At 61.9% G+C, this 26,325-nt stretch carries 25 protein-coding genes; 14 read left to right on the top strand and 11 right to left on the bottom strand.

Going from position 1 to position 26,325, the window contains the following annotated elements; genetic code table 11:
- The first annotated feature begins 40 nt into the window (after positions 1–40).
- On the top strand, positions 41–1,189 hold the full coding sequence (locus tag LRQ04_RS17875; protein ID WP_235521763.1) for a zinc-dependent alcohol dehydrogenase: 1,149 nt from the start codon (positions 41–43) through the stop codon (positions 1,187–1,189).
- 13 nt (positions 1,190–1,202) lie between these two features.
- A complete protein-coding gene (locus LRQ04_RS17870; RefSeq protein ID WP_235521653.1) occupies positions 1,203–1,790 on the top strand; it encodes a hypothetical protein in 588 nt (195 codons plus the stop codon).
- Positions 1,791–1,901: 111 nt separating this feature from the next.
- Here the strand turns inward: LRQ04_RS17870 and LRQ04_RS17865 are convergent, their stop codons facing one another.
- Positions 1,902–2,990, bottom strand: coding sequence for a LacI family DNA-binding transcriptional regulator (locus LRQ04_RS17865; protein ID WP_235521652.1), 1,089 nt, complete (start codon positions 2,988–2,990; stop codon positions 1,902–1,904).
- A 213-nt stretch (positions 2,991–3,203) separates the two neighbouring features.
- Between LRQ04_RS17865 and LRQ04_RS17860 the strand changes: the two genes are divergently transcribed.
- The 8 genes from LRQ04_RS17860 to LRQ04_RS17825 all read left to right on the top strand — a co-directional run bounded on the left by LRQ04_RS17860 (position 3,204) and on the right by LRQ04_RS17825 (position 11,067).
- Positions 3,204–3,512, top strand: a complete 309-nt coding sequence (locus tag LRQ04_RS17860) for a hypothetical protein (RefSeq protein WP_235521651.1) — start codon at positions 3,204–3,206, stop codon at positions 3,510–3,512.
- Positions 3,513–3,833: 321 nt separating this feature from the next.
- Positions 3,834–4,886 carry a substrate-binding domain-containing protein gene (locus tag LRQ04_RS17855; protein WP_235521650.1) on the top strand — a complete coding sequence of 351 codons (1,053 nt, stop codon included), beginning with the start codon at positions 3,834–3,836 and terminating at the stop codon, positions 4,884–4,886.
- Between the two features lie 57 nt (positions 4,887–4,943).
- Complete coding sequence (locus LRQ04_RS17850; RefSeq protein WP_235521649.1) at positions 4,944–6,452, top strand: sugar ABC transporter ATP-binding protein; 1,509 nt, start codon at positions 4,944–4,946, stop codon at positions 6,450–6,452.
- A gap of 3 nt (positions 6,453–6,455) precedes the next feature.
- A complete protein-coding gene (locus LRQ04_RS17845) occupies positions 6,456–7,442 on the top strand; it encodes an ABC transporter permease (RefSeq protein WP_235521648.1) in 987 nt (328 codons plus the stop codon).
- Between the two features lie 7 nt (positions 7,443–7,449).
- The gene (locus tag LRQ04_RS17840) at positions 7,450–8,604 is read left to right on the top strand and encodes a Gfo/Idh/MocA family protein (RefSeq protein WP_235521647.1); all 1,155 of its coding nucleotides are present in this window, start codon (positions 7,450–7,452) and stop codon (positions 8,602–8,604) included.
- Entirely contained in the window at positions 8,601–9,416 is an 816-nt protein-coding gene (locus LRQ04_RS17835) for a sugar phosphate isomerase/epimerase (protein WP_235521646.1), read from the top strand. Before LRQ04_RS17840 ends, LRQ04_RS17835 begins: the two co-directional genes overlap by 4 nt.
- Positions 9,417–9,485: 69 nt before the next feature.
- Positions 9,486–10,658 carry a Gfo/Idh/MocA family protein gene (locus tag LRQ04_RS17830; protein WP_235521645.1) on the top strand — a complete coding sequence of 391 codons (1,173 nt, stop codon included), beginning with the start codon at positions 9,486–9,488 and terminating at the stop codon, positions 10,656–10,658.
- A gap of 79 nt (positions 10,659–10,737) precedes the next feature.
- Positions 10,738–11,067: a putative quinol monooxygenase gene (locus LRQ04_RS17825; protein ID WP_235521644.1), complete on the top strand. Its 330-nt coding sequence runs from the start codon at positions 10,738–10,740 to the stop codon at positions 11,065–11,067.
- Between the two features lie 7 nt (positions 11,068–11,074).
- Here the strand turns inward: LRQ04_RS17825 and LRQ04_RS17820 are convergent, their stop codons facing one another.
- From LRQ04_RS17820 to LRQ04_RS17795, 6 genes are all read right to left on the bottom strand, one after another.
- Complete coding sequence (locus tag LRQ04_RS17820) at positions 11,075–13,051, bottom strand: amino acid transporter (RefSeq protein ID WP_235521643.1); 1,977 nt, start codon at positions 13,049–13,051, stop codon at positions 11,075–11,077.
- Between the two features lie 100 nt (positions 13,052–13,151).
- The gene (locus tag LRQ04_RS17815) at positions 13,152–14,186 is read right to left on the bottom strand and encodes an AAA family ATPase (RefSeq protein ID WP_235521642.1); all 1,035 of its coding nucleotides are present in this window, start codon (positions 14,184–14,186) and stop codon (positions 13,152–13,154) included.
- Between the two features lie 81 nt (positions 14,187–14,267).
- Complete coding sequence (locus tag LRQ04_RS17810; protein WP_235521641.1) at positions 14,268–15,041, bottom strand: phosphatase PAP2 family protein; 774 nt, start codon at positions 15,039–15,041, stop codon at positions 14,268–14,270.
- 42 nt (positions 15,042–15,083) lie between these two features.
- The gene (locus LRQ04_RS20625) at positions 15,084–15,209 is read right to left on the bottom strand and encodes a hypothetical protein (protein ID WP_255774361.1); all 126 of its coding nucleotides are present in this window, start codon (positions 15,207–15,209) and stop codon (positions 15,084–15,086) included.
- 170 nt (positions 15,210–15,379) lie between these two features.
- Positions 15,380–17,611 carry a catalase gene (locus tag LRQ04_RS17805; protein WP_235521640.1) on the bottom strand — a complete coding sequence of 744 codons (2,232 nt, stop codon included), beginning with the start codon at positions 17,609–17,611 and terminating at the stop codon, positions 15,380–15,382.
- Between the two features lie 772 nt (positions 17,612–18,383).
- Positions 18,384–18,719 (bottom strand): carboxymuconolactone decarboxylase family protein, encoded by a 336-nt coding sequence (locus tag LRQ04_RS17795; RefSeq protein WP_235521639.1) that lies wholly within the window; start codon positions 18,717–18,719, stop codon positions 18,384–18,386.
- Positions 18,720–18,898: 179 nt separating this feature from the next.
- Between LRQ04_RS17795 and LRQ04_RS17790 the strand changes: the two genes are divergently transcribed.
- The 3 genes from LRQ04_RS17790 to LRQ04_RS17780 all read left to right on the top strand — a co-directional run bounded on the left by LRQ04_RS17790 (position 18,899) and on the right by LRQ04_RS17780 (position 21,210).
- Positions 18,899–19,807: a helix-turn-helix transcriptional regulator gene (locus tag LRQ04_RS17790; RefSeq protein WP_235521638.1), complete on the top strand. Its 909-nt coding sequence runs from the start codon at positions 18,899–18,901 to the stop codon at positions 19,805–19,807.
- Between the two features lie 101 nt (positions 19,808–19,908).
- On the top strand, positions 19,909–20,895 hold the full coding sequence (locus LRQ04_RS17785) for an aldo/keto reductase (protein WP_235521637.1): 987 nt from the start codon (positions 19,909–19,911) through the stop codon (positions 20,893–20,895).
- 51 nt (positions 20,896–20,946) lie between these two features.
- A complete protein-coding gene (locus LRQ04_RS17780) occupies positions 20,947–21,210 on the top strand; it encodes a hypothetical protein (RefSeq protein WP_235521636.1) in 264 nt (87 codons plus the stop codon).
- Between the two features lie 10 nt (positions 21,211–21,220).
- Here the strand turns inward: LRQ04_RS17780 and LRQ04_RS17775 are convergent, their stop codons facing one another.
- The 3 genes from LRQ04_RS17775 to LRQ04_RS17765 all read right to left on the bottom strand — a co-directional run bounded on the left by LRQ04_RS17775 (position 21,221) and on the right by LRQ04_RS17765 (position 24,692).
- Positions 21,221–22,381 carry an acyl-CoA desaturase gene (locus LRQ04_RS17775; protein ID WP_235521635.1) on the bottom strand — a complete coding sequence of 387 codons (1,161 nt, stop codon included), beginning with the start codon at positions 22,379–22,381 and terminating at the stop codon, positions 21,221–21,223.
- A 13-nt stretch (positions 22,382–22,394) separates the two neighbouring features.
- Positions 22,395–23,459 carry a ferredoxin reductase gene (locus LRQ04_RS17770; RefSeq protein ID WP_235521634.1) on the bottom strand — a complete coding sequence of 355 codons (1,065 nt, stop codon included), beginning with the start codon at positions 23,457–23,459 and terminating at the stop codon, positions 22,395–22,397.
- A 189-nt stretch (positions 23,460–23,648) separates the two neighbouring features.
- Positions 23,649–24,692 (bottom strand): NAD(P)-dependent alcohol dehydrogenase, encoded by a 1,044-nt coding sequence (locus LRQ04_RS17765; protein ID WP_235521633.1) that lies wholly within the window; start codon positions 24,690–24,692, stop codon positions 23,649–23,651.
- Between the two features lie 193 nt (positions 24,693–24,885).
- Here LRQ04_RS17765 and LRQ04_RS17760 point away from each other — a divergent pair, with 193 nt between their 5' ends.
- A complete protein-coding gene (locus LRQ04_RS17760) occupies positions 24,886–25,491 on the top strand; it encodes a TetR/AcrR family transcriptional regulator (protein WP_235521632.1) in 606 nt (201 codons plus the stop codon).
- Between the two features lie 73 nt (positions 25,492–25,564).
- Here the strand turns inward: LRQ04_RS17760 and LRQ04_RS17755 are convergent.
- The coding region (locus tag LRQ04_RS17755; RefSeq protein ID WP_235521631.1) for a Gfo/Idh/MocA family oxidoreductase at positions 25,565–26,325 on the bottom strand (761 nt) is incomplete at its 5' end.

Here is a 26,325-nt window from a genome sequence, read left to right as displayed (position 1 = left end):
GATTTCGGATGTCTAGAAGGACTTTTTACGGGAGGCGGAACTGAAGTCAATGGTGTATCGCGGGCCTTACAAGGTGCGCGTTGAAGAAAAGGACATGCCACCGATCGAGCATCCAAACGATGCGATCGTGCGCGTGACGTTGGCCGCTATTTGCGGATCCGACCTGCATCTCTACCACGGGATGATGCCGGACACGAGGGTCGGCATGACGTTCGGTCACGAATTTATCGGCGTGGTGGAGCAGGTAGGGCCTTCGGTGGAGCGGCTCAAGCCCGGTGACAGGGTCATGGTTCCGTTCAATATCTACTGCGGATCCTGCTATTTTTGCGCCCGCGGACTGTTCTCCAACTGCCACAATGTAAACCCCAACGCGACCGCCGTCGGCGGCATTTACGGCTACTCGCACACGTGCGGAGGGTACGACGGCGGCCAGGCAGAGTTTGTGCGCGTCCCTTTCGCCGACGTCGGGCCCGGTTTGATACCGGACTGGATGGATGACGAGGACGCGCTGCTGCTCACGGACGCGCTGCCTACCGGCTATTTCGGCGCCCAATTGGGCGACATCGCAGAAGGTGACACGGTGGTGGTGTTCGGCGCCGGTCCTGTGGGCCTGTTCGCAGCCAAGTCAGCATGGCTGATGGGGGCGGGCAGGGTGATCGTTATCGACCACCTGGACTATCGGCTCGAGAAGGCCCGCACCTTCGCGCACGCCGAAACGTACAACTTTGTGGAGTACGACGACATTGTTGTGCACCTGAAGAAGACCACCGACTATCTGGGCGCCGACGTCGTCATCGATGCCGTAGGCGCCGAGGCGGATGGCAACTTCCTCCAACACGTGACAGCCGCAAAGCTGAAACTGCAGGGCGGTTCCCCCATAGCGCTCAACTGGGCAATCGACTCAGTCCGCAAAGGCGGAACAGTGTCGGTTGTAGGCGCCTATGGACCGCTTTTCAGCGCAGTGAAATTCGGCGATGCCATGAATAAGGGACTCACCCTTCGGATGAACCAGTGTCCGGTGAAAAGGCAGTGGCCCAGGTTGTTCGACCACATCCGAAACGGTTACCTGAAGCCAAGCGACATCGTCACCCACCGCATCCCGTTGGAGCACATCGCTGAGGGTTATCACATCTTCTCCGCCAAGCTCGATGACTGCATCAAGCCACTCGTCGTACCCAATCCAGCCTGAAAGGACGACAATCATGGATGAGATCCCAACTCCGTATGCCGCCTCCACTGGACCAGCCCTGAAGGAATCTGCAGGGGACCTCCGTAGCCGCATCCCAGGATGGGGCGCGGACCTCGACCCGGCAGACCGGCCATCGTACCCTCGTGAACAGCCCGGCATAGAGACAGGTGCCCGCTGGGACTTCCCGGAACGCCAGGAAGAAAGGTGGCCCCGGGAGCGCTCGGTCGAACATGCCTTCGTCACTCCTGTTTTCGGCACGTCCGCACCTCCCAAAGGTGCTTCGGGCGCTGTCCGGAAATTCGCCTACAAATACAGCGAGGGCCGGGCTGCCCACTGGCTGCTCCTCATTGCCGGGGACAGGATCGATGCATGGGAACACCATCTTCGCTCATTGGCCACGCTGCGCCCGGACAACCCGATCACTGAGACCGGGGTCATGAGTGAATTTACCCGTCATGGGGCTCGCTCCCGGTTCGGCAGAAAGCGCACCGATCTGAGCCATCAGTGGATGGATCCCATCATCGCCGGAGTTCCTTGGGCGTTGGCTGCCGGCGGCCTGGTAGCCGCATTCAGAGCCCTCAGGAAGCGGCGGACTGCCTAAGGCCCCTCGGGCGGAGGCGGACAGGGCCGAAAGTGACCTGTCCGCCTCCCTCCCTGCGGCAGTTTACCGCCGCCGGAACCTAACCACGGAGGGCAGCGGGACCGCAGGACGTCAGCTGTCTTTTGCTGGGGAGACACGTCCGGACGCTGCACGGGTGGAGCTGTTGCGGACAACCAGTGTGGGCGCCGTAGGCGTGCGGTCCACCTCCCGCCCCTCCATGGCTCCAACCAGCACCTCCATGCTCATCAGCGCCAAAGCGGTGAAGTCCTGGCGCACTGTGGTCAAGGGCGGAAGGAAATAGTCCGACCCTTCGATATCGTCGAATCCGACCACGCTGACGTCCTCCGGGACACGCACGCCATTCTCAGTGAAGGCGCGGATGAGTCCCAGGGCAGTGTGGTCGCTCGCAGCAAAAATCGCCTGGGGAACTTTGCCTTCCCGAACAAGCTGGACGCCGGTTTCGTATGCCCATCGCGGGCTCCAATCCCCTTCCGCGCAGAACCCTTGCGGCAGCCCGGCGTCACGCAGCGCGGACTCCCAGCCCCGCTTTCGGATCCGTCCGTCGAACCAGTCCATGGAGCCAGCCAGATGGGCAATGTCGGTGTGGCCCAGGTCGATGAGGTGCTGGGTGGCCAGGCGGGCTCCAAGCTCCTGGTTCTCGGAGTATGTGAAGACGTTGGGGGTCGACGACGCTCCCGCGGCAATCATCTCCACGGGAACCCGGCACGTGGCGTTCCAGACAGCTGATGCCATATCCACCACCGGTGCAATAACGATGATCCCGCCAACGCCAATGTCATCGAGGGTGTCGAGCGCCGCTTGTACGGAATCGGCGTACGGCATTTCGGCACTGATAACTGTTGTGGCATAGCCCTTCTTTCGGGCGATGTTTTCCAAAGCCATCAGTGTCCCGACGGGGCCGAACCGGGGGGAACCGTCAGTGACGATGCCAATGGAAGTGGACCTGCTCGTGACCAGCGCGGTTGCCGCCCTGTTCCGGCGATATCCGATGTCCTGAATAACCTGCAGAACGCGCTGGCGGGTGGCGGCACTGACGTCCGGTGCGTCGTTGAGGACGCGTGAGACGGTCCCAAACGAGACTCCGGCAACTTTGGCCACATCGTTGATGGTTGGCTTCCGGCGTAACGAGACTTCCGGACCACGTCCATTCGCTCCGTGCGTGACTCCAGCGTCTGCCATGCTCTCTCCTGTCTCGCGCCGCCGTACCAACACCGGCGGCGGACTTCGTGCCTCCTCATCCTACGTTGACGGATCGACTCTCCAACGCGATGCATTGTTCTGGTGTGAGGTTTGACACTCATGACCGTAAACGTTTACGATCACTTCCGTAAACGTTTACGGTCCAATCTCGTTGACATTTACGACCCGGATATTCAATGAGGAAGGAGCGCAATGCCTGGCAGTGTCGCAGACGTACTCGCGCTCAACCCCACCGCCGGGTTTCGGGATATCGACCACGACCAGTGGACGAATCTGGAAGTGCTCCTTACGGACGCTGCCCGCAACGACCTTGGCGGGGCAGTAAGCACCTTTGTCTCCCCCGGTTCCACCGCAGTACTGGGCGTCTTCGACGGCGTCGGCCTATGGACCAGCCTGGTCATCACGGTCGACGACTTTGGCTCGGCCGAAACGGTCTCCACCATCGGCGGCCCTGTCGCAAAAGATGCCAGAGAAATAGCACCGCAGCAGGCGAAGCGGTGACATGGGTCCAGTCCAACCACGGGCCATGTTCAGTTGGCTTCTTCGTCGAGAAAGCGCATGCCGAAGCCCTCCTGAGGGCATCAGACAAAGCTGGCGCTGTCCGGACCGCGGCGGCAACAGGCGGGCTGGTACTGTCGCCCATTCCAACGGCACTGGCCCTGGCTCTCGCCTGACATTCAAAACCATCCATCCACTCAAAAGCACTGGAGAACAATGATGATCCGCAGGCTTCCCCTCCTGGCCGTGGCAGCAGTCCTGTCACTTTCCGTCACCTCGTGCAGCAGTTCGGCAACAGGCGCCTCAAACGCCCCCGATTCAGGCGTGTCTGAAAAGGCACAACTGGCCTTGGAAAAGATCAAGGGCCAGGTGCTGAGCAAAGGACCTAACGGCGAGACGCCGTCCCCGGCATCCGTGGCTGACCTGACGCCCGAAGAGATCGAGAAGATCAAGGGCCTGAACGCCAAAGCAGCGATCGTGATGCACTACGGCGGCAATGACTGGGCCACGGCCCAAGTCAATGGACTCAAGAGCGAACTGGACAAGCTCGGCATCAAGGTCATCGCCACTACAGACGCGAACTTCAAGCCGGACAAGCAGGTTTCGGACATCGAAACAGTCATGACGCAAAACCCGGACGTGATCATCTCCATCCCCACAGACCCTGTGGCCACAGCCTCCGCATACAAAAAAGCAGCGGCCGCCGGCACCAAGCTCGTCTTCATGGACAACGTCCCCCAGGGACTGACAGCCGGCAAGGATTATGTTTCGGTGGTCTCCGCTGACAACTACGGCAACGGCGTCGTGTCAGCCCACCAAATGGCAAAAGCGCTCGGTGGAAAGGGAAAGGTCGGGCTCGTCTACCACCAGGCCGACTTCTTCGTCACCAAACAGCGCCACGAAGGATTCAAGGACACGATCACCAAGGAATACCCGGAGATCCAGATCGTGGAAGAAAAGGGTATCGCTGGCCCGGACTTTGCGGGAGACGCCCAGGCGGCTGCCAACGCAATGATCAGTAAGTATCCCGACCTGGCCGGAATCTGGGCCGTATGGGATGTCCCCGCAGAAGGGGTCATGGCCGCAGCGCGCGCCGCAGGCCGCCAGGATTTGAAGATCGCCACAGAAGACCTCGGAAAGAACGTGGCCATCGCCTTGGCCAAGAACGAACTCGTCGTCGGCCTCGGCGCCCAGGTCCCCTTCGACCAGGGTGTCACCGAAGCCCGGCTGGCGGCAGGGGCACTGATCGGTAAGGAAGCCCCGGCATATGTTGCCCTGAGTGCCCTTCCTGTGGACCACTCCAACGTCCTCGAAGCATGGAAGCAGGTCTACCACGAGGACGCACCCAAGGACATCCAAGAGTCCTACAAGCGTTAGGCAGACCCGACCGGTGCGGGGGCCCACAACTCCCGCACCGGCACCGAAAGGGCAGAAATGAACACCGCAGACAATGTTGTCCAGATGCGCTCCATCTTCAAAAGCTTCAACGGCGTCTCCGTCCTGAAGGATGTCGGTTTCGATGTTCGAAAGGGAGAAGTGCACGCACTTGCAGGCGGCAACGGGGCCGGCAAGTCCACGCTCATGAAGATCCTGCAGGGCGTCTACCAGGCGGACGCCGGGGAGATACTCATCGGAGGCAAGCAAGCTTCCATCACGTCGATCCACGACGCGAAGGCAGCAGGAATCGGGATGGTCTTCCAGGAATTCAGCCTCGTGCCGAGCCTGACTGTCGCCCAGAACATCTGCCTGGCGGCTGAACCGCTGGGCCGGGGCGGCCTCATCGATGACCGTGCCGCGGTAAGGCGGGCCACTGAAGTCTTTGCCGAGATGGAAGTGGACGTCGACCCCAGCGCCGAGGTCTCCCGGCTGGGCACGGCCTATTGGCAGCTGACCGAAATTGCCAAGGCCCTCTCGCAGAACGCCCAGGTTCTGATCATGGATGAACCCACGGCGAGCCTGGCCCGGCATGAGTGTGAAGCCCTCTTCGAGCTGATTGACCGCCTGAAGCGGCGAGGTATCTCCATCATCTATATCTCCCACCGAATGGATGAGGTGTACAGGCTCGCGGATCGGATCACCATATTGCGCGACGGACAACACCTTCTTACCAAGGCACTATCCGACGTCACACCTGAACAGATCGTGGAAGGGATCGTCGGAAAAAAGGTCGAGGGCGATCTCAGCTACCGTGCGCGAAATGAGGTCTCCCACGAGGTTGAGCCCCTGCTGGAAGTGCGGGGCCTGAACGCGGGCCCCCGTGTGCGGAACGTATCCTTTGCACTTCGGCCCGGCGAGATCCTCGGGCTGGCCGGGCTCATGGGCAGTGGACGCACCGAACTTGCACGCGCCCTCTTTGGCATAGACAAACTGGACAGTGGGCAGGTCCTGATCCGCGGCAAGGCGGTATCTCTGTCCTCGCCGCAGCAGGCCATCAACGCCGGCGTCGCCCTGATTCCGGAGGACCGTCGGGCTCAAGGCCTTGTCCTGGAGCACTCGGTGCAGGACAACCTGCTGTTGCCTTTGCTTGGGCAGATCCGCAGGGGCGGGCTCCTGGATGGCTCCAAGGCCAAGGCGTTATCCACTTCACTGATCAAGCGCTTCGCAGTAAAAGTGGCTCATCCCCATCGCCCCGTGCGGCTGCTGTCCGGAGGCAACCAGCAGAAGGTCGTTATCGCGAAGTGGCTGGGTACTGACCCGGATATTTTGATCCTCGACGAGCCGACGGCGGGAGTCGACATCGGCACAAAGAGTGAAATTTTGGACATGATCCGTGAGCTTGCCAGCGCAGGCAAGGCCGTCATCGTCATCTCCTCCGAATATCCGGAACTACTAGCGGTCAGCGACCGCGTCCTCGTCCTGAAGGACGGCTCAATCATCCGTGACATCCCCCGCAGCGGCATCGCTGACGAGGAATATCTCCAACTTGCAGTCCAGGGAGTATGAACAGTGAGCAAGACAAACACCATCGCATCCCGGGATACCGGGGTTAGCCGCACACTAGGCACGATCCTTAAGGAACTTGACTGGCGACGCTACGTTATCTACATCGGCTTCGTCGTCGTCTTTCTTTTTTTCGCCGTTCTATTGCGCGACCAAGGTTTCCTGTCGCCAAACAACCTTCTGAACATTTTTCGGCAGACAGCCACCATCACTGTCATCGCCGTAGGCATGACTTACGTCATCGCGTGCGCTGAAATCGACCTGAGCGTGGGATCCGTCGCCGGCCTGTCAAGCGTCTGCACTGCAATGGCACTCTCCCAGTGGGGCCTGGTTCCCGGCATTCTGGCCGGCCTCGCTGTCGGTCTGGTGGTCGGATCCATCAACGGTGCCCTCGTCAGCCTCCTCGGTATCCCGTCCTTCCTGGTGACCCTTGGCATGCTGGGAATAGCTGTCGGGGTGGCGCAGTGGATCACGGCCTCGGCCCCGCAGCCCATCCTGAACGATACGTTCAATACGCTCTTCGGATCGGGCAACTTCGGGCCCATTCCAGGCCTTGTTGTCTGGAGCGCCATCTTCGTAGCCATCGGCGCCGTCGTCCTCAACCGCACCAGGTTCGGCCGACAGGTCCTTGCCACAGGCGGCAACCGCAACGCCGCCGACTTCACCGGGATCAATACCAAGCGCATCAAGTTCCAGGTGCTGCTGATTTCCGGGATGGTCGCGAGTGTTGCCGGGATGCTCTACGCCGGCCGTCTCCAGTCAGGCCGATTCCAGTGGGGAGCCGGCGATGAACTCTCCGCCATCGCGGCAGTCATCCTCGGCGGCACCAGCCTGTTCGGCGGTTTCGGCTCGATCGTCGGGACACTATTTGGCGCGTTGCTGATTGGCTTGATCAACAATGGCCTGATCCTGGCGGGACTCGACAGCAGCCAGCAGCAGGTTGTCCGCGGCGTAATCATCATCCTGGCTGTCGCCCTTGCCCGGAAGAAGTAACGCTCCCATGTCTTCCACTCCACGCGCCGGGATCATCGGCACCGGATTTATGGGCGCCGTCCATTCCCACGCGGTACGCGCGGCGGGGAGCACCATCAGTGCAGTTGCCGCCAGCAGTCAGGCCGCCGCCGAGGAGGCAACCGGACGGTTCGGCGCTCTGGCCGCAGCCGAAAGCCCTGAGGCGCTGATCGCGCGGGACGACGTTGACGTCATCCATATCTGCACTCCGAATTCAACCCACGCGGACCTGGCACGCAAGGCCATTGCGGCAGGCAAAGCCGTTATCTGCGAGAAACCTCTGGCTACCAGCGTCGAGGATGCCAGCGAACTGACCCGCCTCGCAGACCAGGCAGGCGTCGTCACGGCGGTGCCCTTCGTCTACAGGTTTTATCCGGCCATCCGCGAGTCACGCGACCGCATACTCGACGGCGAGGCAGGCCGCCTTTGGCTGTTGCACGGCTCCTATCTCCAGGACTGGCTGGCAGGTGCCGACGCGACGAACTGGCGGGTTGATCCAAAGCTGGGCGGAGGGTCCAGGGCATTTGGCGACATCGGCGTGCACTGGTGCGACCTGATGGAGTTCACCACGGGACATCGCATCACCAGGATCATGGCAAGGACGGGCCGCGCCTATGACAAGCGCGAAACCCGGGGACAACTGTCCGCCGTGGCCACCGAGGACGGCGCAACCCTCCTGTTCGATACCGACAAGGGTGCCACGGGTTCGCTGGTGGTCAGCCAGGTCAGCCCTGGGAGGAAAAACCGCCTGTGGTTCTCCTTCGACGGAACTGATGCATCGTTCAGTTTCAACCAGGAATCACCGGACACCCTGCACATAGGTCGCGTTGATTCCACCTCCGCCGTCCCCGTGGGGCCGCAGACGCTGACCACCCGCGGCGGCCGGCGCTACGCCAAGCTTCCGCCAGGTCATCCCCAGGGATACCAGGACAGCTTCAACGCTTTCGTCGCAGACACATATGCCGCCGTCCGGGGCCACAAACCCGAGGGCCTCCCCACCTTCCACGACGGCCTCAGGGCGGCACACCTGACAGAGGCCGTCGTCACCTCCGCCAGGGAAGAATCGTGGGTCGACGTTCGCGTCCCCGAGTACACGCTCGAATCTCCCATGACCTCCCCTGCACTCGAAAGGACCATGCAATGAAACTCGGATATTGCTCCATCACCTGGGGCGGCGTCGTCGGTCACGCCCAAGGCGTGACGAGCGTCAAAGACCTCTTTTACCTGACCCATGGATCAATGCGGGACGCCGTCAAGGACATCGCTTCGGTCGGATTCCAGGGTGTTGAGATGTTCGACGGCAACCTCGCAGAGTACGCCGACAAGCCTGAGGAGCTGAAGGAGGTCCTCAGCAGTAACGGTGTGGCCTTGACCAGCGTCTACACTGGAGCGAATTTCATTTACACCGATATCCTCCCTGATGAGGTGCACCGGCTCTACACTGCAGCGGAATTGGCGGCGAACTTTGGGGCTGAACGGCTGGTCGTTGGGGGCGGAGCGCGGCGTGCGTCCGGGACCACGGACCAGGACTACCACCGCCTGGGCCACGCGCTGGACCGGGTTGCCGACATTGCCGAAAGCTTTGGCCTATCGGCAAGCTACCACCCCCACTTGAGCACGATCGTTGAGAGCCCCGATGAGTTGGACCGGCTCATGCCCCTCACCAGGATCGGCTTCTGCCCGGACACCGCACATCTCGCAGCTGGTGGTGCGGACCCGGCCGCGGTCATCCGGAAATACGCCGACAGAATCCAGCACGTTCACCTCAAGGACTTCCAGCGGGACCCGTTCAACTTCCTGCCGCTCGGCGAAGGCGAACTCGATTTCCCGGACATCATCGCCGCCATCCGCGAAAGCGGATACGACAGCTGGCTCATGGTCGAACTGGACAACTACGACGGCGACCCCCGGGCAGCGGCCGAGCTCAGCAAAAAGTACCTCGAGAAACTCCTCTAACCACCCAATCACCACTGGGGAAGCCTTCATCGGCCAGACCCGCAAACTTTCGGAAGGAACAGGATTCACATGCAGAACCTCAATGTCGGCCTCATCGGCGGAGGGTTCATGGGCAAAGCCCACTCCCTCGCCTACGCCGCTATGCCCATGTTCTATTGGCCCGCGCCGGCGCTGCCGGTTCGAAAGGTGATCGCGGAGGCGACTCCGGAGCTTGCCGACGAAGCGGCCCGCCGTTTCGGCTTCGAAACCTCCACTTCAGACTGGCGCAGCATCATCGACGATCCCGAAATCCACGTCGTCGACATCGCCACTCCCAATCACCTTCACGCGGAAATCGCCATCGCAGCCGCAGAAGCCGGTAAACACATCATTTGCGAGAAGCCGCTCGCACGCACCGGCGAAGAGTCCAAAGCCATGTACGAGGCCGTCAAGGACAAGGACATTGTCCACATGGTCGCCTTCAACTACAGGCGTACCCCCGCTGTGGCCTTGGCGAAGAAGTACATCGAAGAAGGGTCCATCGGCCAAATCCTCAGTTTCCGCGGAACGTACCTGCAGGACTGGAGTGCCGACCCGAATTCCCCGCTCTCATGGCGCTTCCAGAAGTCCATCGCCGGTTCTGGGGCGCTTGGCGACATTGCAACGCACGTCATAGACATGGCCCGGTACCTCGTTGGGGAGTTCAGCGCCGTCAATGCTGTCCTCTCGACATGGATCCCGGAACGTCCGCTGCAGGCCGGCGGTGCCGACGCACTCGGTACGGTTCGGGGTGGGGAAGGTCCACGCGGCCAGGTTGATGTCGATGATGAAGTGATGACCATGATCCGCTTTGCCAACGGAGCGGTCGGATCCGTCGAAGCGACACGAAACGCGCACGGAAGGAACAACTACATCACTTTCGAAATCCACGGCACGGAAGGCAGCATTGTCTTCAACTACGAGCGCCGGGACGAACTGCAGGTGTGCTTCGCGTCGGACCAGGCCGACCGTCGTGGATTCCGGACCGTATACACAGGCCCGGCCCACCCGTACGGCGACGCCCTCTGGCCCATTCCGGCCCTGGGCATCGGCTACGGGGAAACGAAAATTATCGAAGCCTACGACTTCTTCAAGGCAATCGCCGAAGGCGGGACTGTGAACCCCAACTTCGCTGACGGCTATCAAGTAGCCCTCATCGACGACGCCATCGTCGAATCAGCGGCAAAAGAATCTTGGGTGGAAGTTCCACAGATCAACGCGTGATCCACTCTGGGAGGGACGGGGGAATCCCCCGTCCTTCCCACTCCTTGAACAAATTTAGGAAGACAGGATGTCCCGTCCCATGCCAACCCACGGAAGGGCCACAGAAGTGTGGCTCAAGCCGGTTTTCATCGCCAAAGCAGGGCGTGAAGCCGAACTTCAGGAAGCCCTCCGCTCCCTGCAAACCCTAAGCCGCAACGATCCCGGATGCCTGGAGTACACCGTTTTCTCTGATGAAGAGCGACCGGGCACCTTCGTGCTGTTTGAGGGGTGGGTCAGTAGGGGGGACCTTGAAGCGCACAACCAGGAAGTCCATGTGACGGCCTTTGTGGAAGCCGTGGAGCCTTTGTTGGCCAAGCCGTTCACCGTTACGCCTCTTGTTCCCCTCGTGATTCCACCCCGGACCCCGTAACGTCGAGTCAACCTACATGGACCCACGGGCGCCGGCTGACCTCGGGTTCGGCCTCACGCAGCACCTCCCGTGTCACCGGCGCAATTTCGCCTTCCCCCAGGAACAGGAACTTCAGGAGGTTGATCACGGGATTCCCCTCAGTCCAGCGGAAGTAGACGTGTGGCATCAGCCCGGTCACATCACGGATGTGGAGCAACACGGAAGCGATCGTGTTGGGCACCACGGGACCGTGGACTTCCAGAATCCTGTAGCCGTGCCGGGTGATGCCGTGAACCGCCAACTCAGTCTCAAAGTCCGATGAGTCGTCCACGACCACTTCCAGGAACAAGGGCTGTTCACCGACAGGAATGTGGCTTACTTCTACGGCGGACTCGAACTTTTCCCTGTAGGCCTGCGGGGTCAGCCGGAGTGGTTCGTGGGCGATAAGGCGGATGGGTCCTTCCCAGGTCTCTGAGATGAAGCCGAGAGCCTGCTCGTCCAGGTGGACCCTGGTGGCGTGGAGCTCGAAGGAACGGCGGACGCGTGACAGGAATGAGACGACGATGATGCCGGCGATGAACACTGCTGCGATTCGAAGACCCTCGGGCCTCTCGAAGATATTGGCCACGGCGGTATAGATAAAGACCACTGCAATGATTCCGAATGCCACTGTCCGCTTCCCTTGGTGACGACGGCGGGCGGAGAGGGTCACGGCCGTCGCCGCCGACATCATCAGCACCAGCACGCCGGTGGCGTACGCGCCACCTTGCGCATCGACGTCGGCGTTGAAGATGACGGTGATCAGGAAACCGACCAACGTGAAAACGAGCACGAGTGGCCGCACAGCTTTGGCCCATTCCGGAGCCATGCCGTAGCGCGGCAGGTAGCGGGGCACCAGGTTGAGCAACCCGGCCATGGCGGACGCACCAGCAAACCACAGAATGGCAATCGTGCTGATGTCATAGGCCGTGCCGAATCCGACGCCAAGGTACTCATGGGCCATAAATGCCAACGCACGCCCGTTGGCTTCACCGCCGGCCTGAAATTCCTGTTGGGGAATCAGTACGACGGTGGTGAAACTCGTCGTGATCAGGAAACTGCTCATGATCACGGCGGCAGTCGTCAGCAGCCGACGTGTTCCTTGAATGCGGCCTATAGGCCGTTCCTCAGTGTCACCGGCCTTCCCCCGGACCTGCGGCATCACCGCCACACCAGTTTCGAAACCTGAAAGTCCCAGCGCCAGCTTAGGGAAGACGAGCAGGGCGATTCCCACAGCGAGCGGCGGGTTCCCGTGGGAGGTGGTGAGCTCGAGCCACCAGTCATTGATGGCTACGGGGTGCATGACCGCTTCGAAGATGGACACGGCTACCACGACGACATTAAGGCTGAGGTAGAGCGCAACCAGAACGACGGCGATATTCACTGCTTCCTTGAACCCCCGAAGGAAAACCGCTCCCAGCAGCGCCAAAAGGAACAGCGTCACGGGCACATTTTGGTTGTGCAACCAATCGGGCACCAAGGGGTTTTGGATCAGGTGCGCGGTGGCGTCGGCGGCGGAGAGCGTCATGGTGATCATGAAGTCCGTGGCCGCAAACCCCAGCAGGACCAGCACGATCAATTTTCCGCCCCACCGGGGCAGCAGACGCTCCAGCATGGCGATCGACCCCTCACCGCGATGGCTTTCGCCGGCCACCCTTCTGTAGACGGGCAAGGCACCGAGCAACGTAACGGCTACCAAAACCAGTGTTGCCAAGGGCGAGATGACGCCAGCGGCCAAGGCAGCAATGGCTGGCTGGTAGCCGAGAGTGGAGAAGTAATCGACGCCGGTCAGGCACATGACCTGCCACCAGGTGTGCTTCCTAGCGTGGGCGTCGCTGACCGCGCCGGGTCCCTGATGCGTGCCTTTGCTGTCCTGAAGCCCGAAGAGAAGCCAGCTCCGGAAACGGCTCCGCGCGTCGTGATGCAATGCTGACGGATCCGCCGGTGGCCGGCTCATCGTTGTCATTCCGGCCTCTTCCGCGGGCGTTCCTGGCCTGTTCTCTGCTGAACATAGCACCGCCACTCCCCTGCGGTGGCCGGTCTTGATGAATCCTTAACGGCCGGTGTCAGGCCAGCCAGCGCCACCAACGCGGTTGTTCCGGTTCCGGCGTTGGTTCCGGTTCCGGCTCCTCGCCAAGCGCCAAGGCGGCCTCGACGATGTCCGCTGCGGTGAGGGTCATGACGGCGTCGCGGTCAAGGGAATCGAGGCTTTGTTCCTCGTTGAGCGAGAGCCGCAACGCCTGCCGATTAAGCGCCTGCTCAAACAGTGTGCGGGCGAACCGGGCATTACCGGAGTCCTCTCCCGCATGGAGCCCGTTGAGTATCCGGCGCAGCATGTGGTCCGCGCCCGGCTCCAACGTGTACTCATGTTGGACCAACATCCGCTGGAAGATCGTCAGGAGTTCGTCCACGGAGTAGTCCGGAAACGTGATCTCGCGGGCAAACCGGGAACGCAGTCCCGGGTTTGAAAGCAGGAATGACTCCATCAGCCGCGGGTACCCGGCCACGATCACGACCAGCCTGTGCCGATGGTCCTCCATCCTTTTGAGCAGGACCTCGATTGCCTCCGGGCCGAAGTCTGTACGACCGTCTTCCGGGGCCAAGGAGTACGCCTCATCGATGAACAGGACGCCGTCCAGCGCCCGCCGGATCACCCGGTCTGTCTTGATGGCTGTAGCCCCCACGTATTGCCCCACCAGCCCCGAACGATCGACCTCCACCAGATGGCCCTTCTGCAGCAAGCCGACAGCGCGATACATCTCGGCGAGAAGCCGTGCGACCGTAGTCTTGCCCGTGCCTGGGTTTCCGAGAAACACCAGGTGCTGCGAGGTGGCTACTTCCGGCAGACCGTGGGCCTTACGTCGGGCTTGAACCTGGAGTAGCGCCACAAGTGCGCGGACCTGTTCTTTCACGGTCTCGAGCCCGACCAAGGCGTCGAGCTCAGCCTGCACCTCGTACAGCGGCCGGGCTGGACCGGGCCTGGGACCGATGAGGTCCCCGACCAGATCGTCCACACGCTCCGAACCGGGCAGCTTGAGCTGATTGGCCAGATGGCCTATGGACTCCCGGAGGTCATCGAGCGGATTGCGGCTGGCAGCCATACATCCACTGTAATACTGGACTCTCCCACCCGGGTGGCTGTCCACTCGTTCTGAACCGCAACGGCACCTATAGAAGCGACGTTAGGACTCCGGGTCGGCGAGTTCCCCTGTGACTGTTTCGCCGGGGACGCGAGCGGTGCGCCAGGTATCCAGGGCAATTACCGCCCCGAGCACCACCAGCGACAATGCCACCGACGCCACTGCGTCAGTGAGCCAGTGATAACCGAGGTAAATCCGGCTAAGTGCCGCCAGGACGACACCGACGCCGGCACACACAAAACTGATGACGGCGATCTTCGGGTTTCGGTGCCGGGAGAAAACAAGGAACGTCAGGACCAGCAGGAAATCCGAGGCGCCAAGAACGTGCCCGGACGGAAAGGAAAATGTCGTGTCAGCTCCGAAAAGCATCAGGCTCACCGGAGGCCGCTCCCGAGCCACTGACCGGCCGATGATCTGCGCCAACCCCACCCCCGTGAGCATGGCAGCGGCAAGAAGCATCGGGCGCCATGCGTGCTTGGCCAGCAATCCCCATGCGACGGTGACAACCAAGACAATGATCGGCAACCCGATTGGCCCGAAGACGACTGCCAAAACGATCATTACCACCGTCAGTGGCTCTGAACGGATGGCCAGAAGTCCGCTTTCAGCCGCTGCGTCGTCCAGTGCGAGCCCATTCTTCTGCAGCACGCCCATGAGTGTCACCACAAAGAGCGTCACGCCAAGGAGTGCCAACATCGCGGCTGTTGAGTAGAGCGCCTTTCTGGCGCGGGGCTCCATGTAACGCTCCTCGACCACGAATTTCTGGTGGAACACTTCCCACTTGCCGGGCGTTTGCGAAGCTTCTGCCGCCGCCATCAATCTCCTTCGACCCCCTGGAAACCGTTCCTGACGAGAACGCTAGTCCTCCTCCTTGGGCTTGTGGTCCGGTGCTTTGTCATCGTTTGGGCCGTCATGTATTTTTTTCGGAATCTTGCCCTCCACGTCGGCGGGTACAGGTGGGTCTTTTTCTTCATCAGTAGACATGACCCAAGCATAAAGGCCGCGTAAAGCACGCCGGTCAGGAAACCCGCGTGCCCTCGCGAAGCACTATTCGGCGGCCGCCGCGGGCACACTGCACGGCGGTCCGGTATCGGAATTGATGCCGGCCCGCCGTGCAGATCATGTCATGCGGTTGCCCTGATCCCGCGTCCCTGTCAGGCCTCGCTGCTGCTCGGTCCTGCTGCAGGGAATCGTTCCCACACCCGGTGGGCGGCCAGCAGTTCCTGGACTGGAGTAAGCACGGCGTCCGGCGCGTCGCCGACCACGACCCCGGTACCGTCTGCAGGGATACCGGCCGCCTCCAGAGCCGTCGCACCGGTTCCCCACGCCGCGATGGCCTTGGCATGGCGGAACGCTTCCGTGAGCAGAAGGACTACCCGGGGATCAAGACCGGGTGAGGGTGCGCCGGCCTTGGCGTCCCTTCCCGCTGCTGCGTCCGGCGCCGGAGCCCCGCTTCCCGCGACGATAACGGCGTCGAACTCTGTGGATCGGGCGGTGAGGTAGGTCCGCTGGACGGCGACGGCGGCGCCGTCCTCCGCGCCCAGGAACCCGCCAACCGGTGCAACAACCAAGGGCGTGATGCCTTCGGCATCCAGGGCTTCGCGTGCAGCGGCAACCTGGGACAGGTCGCTGCTGTCGTCAGCAATAATCCCCACTACGCGGCCCGCAGCCGGCCACGTCCCGCCGACCTGCGACAAGGCCGCGCTCGGTTCGGAATCGGGGACCTGGACCGTGGCCCCGGGAACCGGCATACCCAGTCCACGGGCGACGGCGGCGCAAAGCCCGGCGTCGATGTTGGCCAGGGCCATGAGTTGCCGTTCCCTGACGTTGGATTCGTAGCACTTGCCGAGCTCGAACGTGTACGCCTGCACAATGTGGTCCTGTTCCACCGGGGTCATGCTCCGGAAGAACAGCCGGGCCTGGCTGAAGTGGTCGTCGAACGAAGCCGGGTTGCGCCGTTCCTTAATGGACTCCGCAAGGGCCTCGGGAACATCCACGAATGCTCCAACGTCCTGTCCGGCCATAAAGGGGCAACCGCCGTCGAGGGAGTTTGGATGGTACGGGGCGACCCCACTGTGTACCGCCGTCTGGTGCATCCCGTCGCGAAGCATGTCGTTGACGGGTGCTTGCGGCCGGTTGATGGGAATCTGCGCGAAGTTCGGGCCGCCCAGCCGGGAGATCTGGGTATCCAGGTAGGAGAACAGACGGACCTGAAGGAGCGGGTCATTGGTGACGTCAATGCCAGGGACCAGATGTCCCGGGTGGAACGCTACCTGTTCGGTCTCCGCAAAGAAGTTCGTCGGATTTGCGTTCAACGTCATCAGCCCAATCGGCTGGACAGGCGCAAATTCCTCGGGAATGAATTTGGTCGGATCCAGCAGATCGATGCCCTCGAACATCTGGTCCTCAGTGTCCGGGAAGGTCTGGATGCCAAGCTCCCATTGCGGGTAGGCGCCCGACTCAATGGCGTCAGCAAGGTCGCGGCGGTGGAAATCCGGGTCCATGCCGTTGATGATCTGGGCTTCCTCCCAGACAAGCGAGTGCACGCCCTGTTTGGGCTTCCAGTGGAATTTCACCAACGTGGTGCTCCCGTCCGCGGCGACCAACCGGAAAGTATGGACACCAAACCCTTCCATGGTCCGGTACGAGCGGGGAATGCCGCGGTCGGACATGTTCCACATCGTGTGGGCCTGGGCCTCGGTGTGCAGGGATACGAAGTCCCAAAACGTGTCATGGGCGCTCTGGGCCTGGGGTATTTCCCGATCAGGATGCGGCTTTCCAGCGTGAATGATGTCAGGGAATTTGATGCCGTCCTGGATGAAGAAGACCGGAATGTTGTTCCCGACAAGATCGTAGGTGCCCTCGTCAGTGTAGAACTTGGTGGAGAAACCGCGGGTGTCCCGAACCGTGTCCGCTGAACCCCGGGAGCCCAGCACGGTCGAGAAGCGCACAAAGACCGGAGTCTCCACATCGGCCGCCAAGAACCCTGCCTTCGTGATCTTCGATGCCGTGCCGTAGGAACGGAACACGCCGTGCGCGCCTGCGCCGCGGGCATGGACAACCCGTTCCGGGATGCGCTCGTGGTCGAAGTGGGTGATCTTTTCCCGCAAATGGTGGTCCTGAAGCAGAACAGGTCCGCGGGTGCCTGCCCGTAGGGAGTGATCGGTGTCCCCCAACCGGAGCCCTTGGGCAGTGGTCAGGTACTGACCCGACTGCGCGCGCGAGTTCAGTGGCGCGCCCGTCGGGCTTCCCGTCGGGGAGACCGCCTCCGGTGCTTGCTGATCGGGCTTGGGAGGCAAAGGCTCACGTGGGGTCGTCGGCTCGTCGACTGTGGGAGGCTCACTGGAGGGAGCGCCGGGAATCACGGTATTGTCCTCAACTGGCACGATTTGTTCTCCTTTTGATTCGCTGCCTTAACCCGGAAGCTAAGCTTGCTTACTAATCCTAGGGTGATGTTCACTACATCACAAAGCGGCCTTGCTTCGATACTGGGCGACGTCCTGGGAGCAGGAATATATGCGCTCGTGGGCGCCGGCGTGACCAGCGCCGCGGGGCTGAGCTTGGCTTTCGCCGGCGATTACCTCAAACCCTTCCTGGACCCACCGCCGGCGCCGACAACTTTTGGCTTTCCTGCTACGGGTCGGTTTGCTGAACGCCCGCGGCGTCAAAGAGTCCGTTCGCGCCAACGTGGTCATGACAGCTATTCAATCCGGAAGTCTCGCCGGGGGCTGGAATCCTGGCCGCATCTCCGCTGCCTATTGATCCTTCGTTGGATTCGAGACTTCAGCCCACGTCGCCGAAGAGGTTCGAGGCGTCAACCGCGTGTACCCGAAAGCCCTTTTCGGCACCCTGCTGACTGCCGGCGTCGTTTAAGTCCTTATCGGAATGGCATCTTCCATTGCGTTGCCGGCAGCCGAACTCAACAGTTCCTCAGGCCCGCTGCTGCAGGAGGTTGAGGCCACCGGTTTCGGCATTCCGGGCCGGCTCTTCGTGGTCCCCAACCTGGCCCTGTCAAGCAGAGTCAGCCGCAACAGCGCAGCGACGCCGGCAACGGCTTCGGCTTCAGCAGCGGCTTCGGAGCGGAAGCGCTTGGACTCCCAGGGGGGGCGCCGCCCAACGGAACGCAACCGGACGGGCAGCGGGAAATGGAGATCTACCCTACTTCTCCTTGGTGAAGACCTTCTTGGCCACGGTCATCGCGCTCATTCCGTTGGGCCAGCCCGTGTAGAAGGCGAGGTGGAGGATGACTTCCTTCAATTCTTCTTCGGTTACCCCGTTTTGGCGTGCATAGTCGAGGTGAAACGTCAGTTGATCGGCTTTTCCCGTAGCCGTTAATGCAGCGACGGTGATCAGGCTACGGTCTCTCTTGGACAAGCCCGCGCGTTCCCATACTTCGTCGAACAGCACCTTGTCGGTGTAGTGGACCATTCCGGGCGCAAAGTCACCGAACGCGTTTTGCCCGCCGGTCCATCCTGCACGTGGGTCCTTCGCCATGTCTTTTCCTTTCGTGTATGGGTTCCCTCGCCAGTTGGGCGTGTACCGGCCAGCGGCCGCATGCCCTGCGGGTGTTGAGATTCCATAGGACCTCAACGACGCCAGTTATGGGAGTCACCGCTGAGGGGCGTACCAGCAGGGCATCCCTCGCAACGTGTGGACGTCGTAGCCTTGGGAACGTGGACAACCGGAATGAAGTTCGAGAATTTCTCATGTCCCGCCGTGCGAGGGTAACCCCCCAGCAGGCCGGGCTGGCAGTTACCGGGAACCGCCGCGTCACGGGTCTCAGAAGAAACGAGGTAGCAGCCCTCGCCGCTGTAAGCGTCGAGTACTACGCCAAGATTGAGCGCGGGAATCTCTCCGGGGTCTCAGATGCTGTTCTCGATGCACTTGCGGTGGCCCTCCAACTGGACGACGCTGAACGCGAACACCTCTTCGACCTTTCACGTATCGCCAACGGCGCTGTCCGCGCCGTGCGCAAGCGCAAGTCGCAGAATTGGGTGGCGAGGGAAAGCCTGACACGCGCCCTCGCCGTGATAACGGAAGGGCCGGCATTCGTGCGTAACGGCCGGATGGACATCCTCGCCACCAACGCGCTGGGACGGGCGTTCTACGATCACGTCTTCGACGGTCCAGGGCAGGGCAACCTGGCGCGGTTCTGTTTCCTCGACGAACGGGCCAAGGATTTCTATCCGGGCTGGGACGCGGCCGCAAACGTCACCGTCTCAATCCTGCGAACTGAGGCGGGACGCGACCCGGAGGACAAACGGCTTCACGACCTGGTTGGGGAGCTTTCCACCCGAAGTGCAGAGTTTCGGATCCGGTGGGGGTCTCACAATGTCAGGCGGCATGGATCCGGCACCAAGAGCTTCCACCACCATGAGGTAGGCGAACTCACGCTGACATATGAAGGCCTGGAGCTAACCGCAGAGCCGGGCCTGTCAATGCTCATCTACACAGCCGAACCTGGCTCTGCCAGCGAGGAACGCCTACGGCTCCTCGCCAGTTGGGCCGCCACGCTCCAACAACAGAACGACGCCGGGCCGATAGTGCCGCACGTCGACTCGCCCAGGGGGACGCAACCCTAAGGGCAACTTCCGTCGTCCCGCACCTTGGATCTCCCTGGTCGGCACGAACACGTTCCAAACGAAGACACCACCGCATTCAACAGCACAATGGAGGCACCAGCATGCATACAAGAACTCTCGGACAGGGACTTGAGGTATCGGCCATCGGCCTAGGTGCCATGGGCATGTCCCAAAGTTACGGGCCCAACCCCGGCAGCCGCGATGAAATGGTCAGCGTGCTCCGTTCAGCCGTCGACCATGGCGTCACCTTTTTCGATACGGCCGAGGTATACGGCCCCTATGTGAATGAGGAACTTGTCGGCGAGGCACTGGAACCGATCCGCGACCAGGTGGTGATCGCCACCAAGTTTGGCTGGGACATCCAAAACGGCGAAAGCATCGGGCTGAACAGCCGCCCGGAACAGATCGGCCGAGTCGCCGAAGAATCCCTCAAGCGGCTCCGTACCGACGCCATCGACCTGTTCTATCAGCACCGGGTCGACCCCGAAGTGCCCATCGAGGATGTCGCCGGCACCGTCCGGGATCTGATCTCGGAGGGCAAAGTACGACACTTCGGACTATCCGAGGCTTCCGCCGCCACAATCCGACGGGCCCACGCCGTGCAGCCCGTCGCTGCCCTACAAAGTGAGTACTCGCTGTGGACGCGCGACCCCGAGGTCGAAATACTTCCAACCCTTGCCGAACTCGGTATAGGCCTTGTTCCCTTCAGCCCCTTGGGTAAGGGCTTCCTCACCGGTACGGTTACCGCGGACACCACCTTCGCCGAGGGCGACATCCGCAACCTTGTCCCGCGTTTCAATGACGAAAATCTGACCGCCAATCAGGCTCTTGTTGCACACGTCATCGAACTCGCTGCGGCGAAGGATGCGGTTCCTGCCCAAATCGCGCTGGCATGGCTTCTCGCCCAGCAGCCATGGATCGTCCCCATTCCGGGCACTCGACGTACCGCACGCATAAAGGAGAACGCCCAAGCTACCCGCGTGGCGCTCACTGCCGACGAGGTTGCCGCCCTCAATGCCCTAGCCCGCAATGTAGGAGTGCATGGCGATCGCTACAACGCCACGCATATGGGCTACGTCAACGGCTGAAGCACCGAAATAGCCAGTGGCATTTGCCCGTCTTGGGGAGCAGAGTTTACGGTGAATAGTAAGGAGCCTGCGCATCAAGCTCTGAAGGAGGCCCCCGACAACAACGGGACAGCTGCAATGGACCCACGACAATCAGCTCGAAACCTTCTCCAACGAGAGGCCATCACGCTTGAACAGTTATGGATCAAATACTGGGCGGAAGGCGGCAATGCCACCCCCGTGGAATTGGATGCCTACGTGCACGACGCGCTAGAGCCTCATGAATTCGAACTAACCCTCATCGCCTGGGCAATGGAAGGGATGCAGGGCAGCTAGCGATTCTGCTCTAACCCTGTGGCGGAAGAGCGAGCTTGAAGACTTTGGCCCACGCAGAGCCGACCTGCTTCAACAACGGCCCCGTGGTGTACTTCAGGCCGTAACGATCGCAGATTTCGCGGACCTTCGGTGCAATCTCTGAGTACCTGTTCGAGGGAAGGTCCGGGAAGAGGTGGTGCTCGATCTGATGTGAAAGGTTTCCGGTCATGAGATGCATAAACCGCGGGCCTGAGATGTTCGCGGATCCGATCATCTGACGTACATACCAGTCGCCCCGGGTTTCGCCTTCGACCATTTCCTCGGTAAAAGTATCCGTACCTTCGGGGAAGTGGCCACAAAAAATGACTGCGTGGGCCCAGACGTTGCGTACGGCGTTGGCCACGAGGGTGCCGTAAAGGGCTTGCTTCCCGGAGCCCGTGAGCATGGCCAAAGCGGGGGTGGCCGCATAGTCCTTCGCGAACTGCTTCGCGGCTTTACGACCCAGTGCCTTGAGGTCCTTGACCATCGCCTCTTTGGACTTCAGTCCCTCCTTGTACTCGGGGATTTCCAGGTCGTAGATGGCGATACCCCATTCGAAGACGGGCGCCAGCAGGGCGTTATAGAGGGGGTTGCCCAGGTTGAAGGGCTTCCATTCCTGATCAGGGTCCATCCGCAGAAGGTTGTACCCGACGTCGCGGTCTTTGCCTACCACGTTGGTCCAGCGGTGGTGAAGATCGTTGTGCGTGTGCTGCCACGAGCGCGATGGGGTGACGAAGTCCCATTCCCAGGTGGTGGAGTGGATGTCCGGATCGCGCATCCAGTCCCACTGTCCATGGAGGATGTTGTGCCCCAGCTCCATGTTTTCAAGGATCTTGGCCACGCTTAGGAGGGCTGTTCCAGTGACCCACGCGCCCTTGTTCCTGCTGACGAGCAGCGCCGCCCGACCGGAAACTTCCAGACCCCGCTGGATCTTGATCATGCGCCTGATGTAGGTCGAATCGCTGGAGCCGCGCTTGGCCAGGATCCCGTCGCGGATAGCGTCGAGCTCGCGTCCCAATTCGGCCACTTGCTCGTCACTCAAGTGCGCAGCCGCCGGAGGACGCATCGTGGGTCGACCCGCCTCGGCAAGGGCGCCGGGCCGCGTTTTGAGCCCGACGGCGGTGGCGGGGTTTTTGGCCGAAGCTACTGACATGCGGTGGTACTCCTCAGAGCTTGAGATTGACGGGCCCGGCGGCAGCCGAGACACAGGTTTGGATGAGTTCACCCGGTTCGCCACGCACCTCACCGGTACGCAGGTCGCGGACGCTGCCGGAAAGCAGCGGAGTGAGACAGCTATGGCAAATCCCCATGCGGCAGCCACTGGGCATGAGGATGCCCGCATCCTCCCCGACGTCAAGGAGGGGGACGCCGCCGTCGGCCATGACCTCGCGGTCCGATGTTTCAAAGGTGACCAAGCCACCCTCGCCTCCATCCCGCCCCTTGAGCTCGGCATGGAAGCGCTCAATGGTCAGCGAGCCCGCTGAGGCTGCCTGCGCTGCCTGGTTCCAGAGAGCTTCGGCATCATCCAGGAAGCTCTCAGGGCCGCAGGCGTAGGCGGCTCTGTCCTGCCAGTCAGGGCAAATGCTCTCAAGATCAGCCGGAGTCGCCAAGCTCAGGCGTCCACGGCCACCCGTTTGCCACTGCACCAGGCGGAAATTGGGAAACTGATCAGCGAGCTCGAACAGTTCCTCTCGAAAAATACTGTCATCCTCCCCACGGGAGGAATGGATCAGGACAACGTCGGCGTCGGGTCGTCCGGGGACGAGGGTCCGAATCATCGACATGACGGGAGTGATGCCGCTTCCGGCAGTAAGCATGAGCAGGGAACGCGGATGCTCAGGCAGGACGAAGTCACCTTGTGGCGGGGCCAGGAAAAGGATGTCACCAACCTTGGTCTCACGAACCAGAACACCGGACACCGACCCAACGTCCGTGACAGTGATGGCTGGGTCCTGACCGGCCGGCGCACTCAGGGAATATGATCGCCAGTGCCGCACCCCATTGAGCTCTACGCCGATCCTTGCCCACTGGCCCGCGAGGTGGGCATGCCAGCCGCGGCCGGGCCGGAAGAAAATGGTGACTGACTGCGCAGTTTCCTGAACCACTCTGGTGACGACCCCGCGCAACTGGCGCGATGAGTAGACCGGGTTGAACAACGCCAGGACGTCTTCCGGGGCCAGCGGCGTGGTCAAGACCGAGGCGATGCGGGCCAGTGGCCGGAAGTTGAACATGGACTACTCTCCGCAACAGGGAAATAAGGATCCCGACCCTGCCGGTCAGGATCCCTTCTACTCAATATCATAAGCATACTTATGATAAGTCCCCCAAAGCCGCGCTGGAATGTGCGGAAAGCCCCCCGGAAGGGGCTTTCAACAGTACCAAGAAGGAGCGGGGTCCCCAACCGTGCCGGCTCGGGACTACTACTGGTGCGGGACTACTACCGCCCGGGCGCTCAGCTGCCCGTCGGCGAGTTTGCGGTAGGCCGAGAGACCGTCCTCGAGGCTGAAGGTTTCTACTTCGGGGACGATCTGCCCCGCCCGGTACATATCCACTACTTCATGGAGCTCCTCGATGGTGCCCCAATACGTGTTGGTGATAGTGGATTCATAAGGCGTGTTGAAGAAGGTCCACTCATGCAGGCCGCCGGCAATTCCGACGACGGTCAGCCGGCCACCCTGGGCCATGGAACCGGTGGCTGTGGCAATCGTCGGAGTCACTCCGACAAAGTCGAACGCAGCGTCCACGCCGCGTCCGCCGGTGATTTCGCGGATCCGGGAAATCTGGTCGGGACCGCCTGGAACCGTCAGGGCCCCCGCCGCCTCGGCCTTGGCCATCGCTTCGGGCTTCATATCGGTGGCAATGATGGTTGCGCCAGTCAGTGCCCGGAGGATCTGGACGGCGATCTGACCCAGGCCTCCCAGCCCCACCACCAGCGCGAACCGGCCACCGCCGTTCAGGTGCGGTAACGCCTTTTTGATGGCGTGATACGGGGTCAGAGCTGCATCTGCAAGCGGTGCCGCAGCGATGGGGTCTGCATCTCCAAGCGGGATCAGGTTGCGGACGGGAACCGTGACGTATTCCGCCATTCCGCCGTCGCGACCCAAACCTATGCCAAGGTATGGGTTGGTCGCAGCGTTCTCGCAGTAAGTGTCCTGGCCGCGGGAGCACGCCTTGCAATGCCCACAACCGATGGGCCCGTAGACCAGATACGCGTCACCTACCTCAATACCCTCAACACGAGCCCCCAACTCCTCGACCCAGCCCGAGTTCTCGTGCCCCAGCACAAAGCCCTTGGTGATATTCCCCGGGACCTCGGCGGTGAAGTCCTGGAAAATGCTGACGTCCGAATGGCAAGCACCTGCGCCCGCTACCTTCAACAGCACTTCGCCTGGCCCGGGTACGGGCCTGGCCACGTCCTCCAGCACGGGGAACTGCTTCCATTCTTTGAATACGATTGCGCGCATTGAATGTCCTTCCTGTCTGTGTTGCGTCTCTTTGTTGCGTCAATCAAGGGGCTGCAAATCCGCCGCCGACGGCCTTCGGTACGATGAACCGGCGCAACTATCCGACATTTGTTGGATAGTTAGAACGGTACGCTTGAGTCGGCCGATTTTCTACCGCCGGAGGGCAAGATCACTGAGGAGTGTGACCTGAATAATGCTGGAACCGAAACAGTCCGCCGAGACTTCCAGTGACCCTCGGGCCCTGCGTAGCCGGGAAAAACTGTCCTCGGCCATCCTTGCCCTCGCAGCGGGGCACGACGCCGGAACACTGTCCGCGGGGCAGGTCGCCGCCACCGCCGGGGTCAACCGATCAACGTTCTACCAGCACGCCGCCTCTCCCGCAGCGCTTCTCCGGCAGGTTCTGTCCGAAGAGCTCGACACCCTCCGCGAAACTCACCTCAGCGGGCCCGGAGACATTGGCCCGGCCATCGTCGCAGTCACCGCCGATGTTGCCAGACACGTGGACCGGCACCGCGACATCTACCGCCGGGGCCTGGTTACCGATTCGGGCACCGGAGCGCTGCACGCGATGCTGGCATCCCACTTTGAGGCATCTGTCCGCCTGCTGCTCGCCCGTCGTGCCATCGAAATACCGGCACCGGGCGGCCGTGAAGTCCCACCATCCATGGTTGCCCGGTACATCGCCTACGGCGTGGTGGGCGCGTTGGAGTCGCGCCTCCTGGAAACCCCGCCGCGGCCCGTCGACGAATTCCTCGACGACCTGCGCGAGCTTCTTCCGGATTGGTGGCCCATCGGCTGAGCGACCCAGCTCCTCACTCGGCTTACATCACCGGCTAAACCCCGCATGGTCGGCGGGTGGGACACAGCAGGGCTCAGTACTTAATGGGTTCCAGACGGCCGGAGCGCAGGGAGAGCGCCGCTGCCTCCGCAATCGCCTGGGCCTTCCATCCGTCCTCCAATGAGGGGGTCGGGGCTTTGCCATCTTCCACCGCAGACAGAAAGGCAGCAAGGGCCGCGGCGTACGTCGGTTGCACGCGCTCAAACCAACCCGGGTGAAGCCCGTCGTCCACCACAGTGCTGCGAGAGTATCTGGATACTGCGCCGTTACGGTGACGGCGGGCTTCCACCATCCCCTCGGAGCCCATGATCTCGATCCGTTCGTCGTAGCCGTAGCCAGTGCGGCGCACGGAATCGATTTGGACCAATGCCCCGCCGGGGAGCCGCAACGTGACCGCAGAGGTGTCGACGTCGTCGTACTCCGCGATGCCGGGCTCCGCCAGGGCCGAACCCATGGCGAAGACCTCTACCGGGTCCAGCCCGGAGAGCCAGCGGGCGAGGTCGAAGAAGTGCACGGTCTGGTCGCGCATCTGGCCGCCGGATACGGCGATGTAGGATAACGGCGGCATGGACGGGCCTCGGGAGGTGAGCTGGATGAGCTCCACTGCGCCGATCTCCCCCGAGTCCACCACGCGTTTGAGCTCGGCATAGTCGCGGTCGAAGCGGCGGTTGAAGTCCACCATGACGGGCACGCCGCTCTCCTGTGCGAAGGCTGCCGTTTCGCGGGCGCGGTCCAGGTCCAGGTCAATGGGCTTCTCGCAGAGCGCGGCGATTCCGACGGCGGCGGCCCGGCGGA

This window comes from Paenarthrobacter sp. AR 02, from assembly GCF_021538675.1.
Lineage (GTDB): Bacteria > Actinomycetota > Actinomycetes > Actinomycetales > Micrococcaceae > Arthrobacter.
Note: the sequence above shows the minus strand (reverse complement) of the source record. Positions and strands in the feature narration are given on the sequence as shown.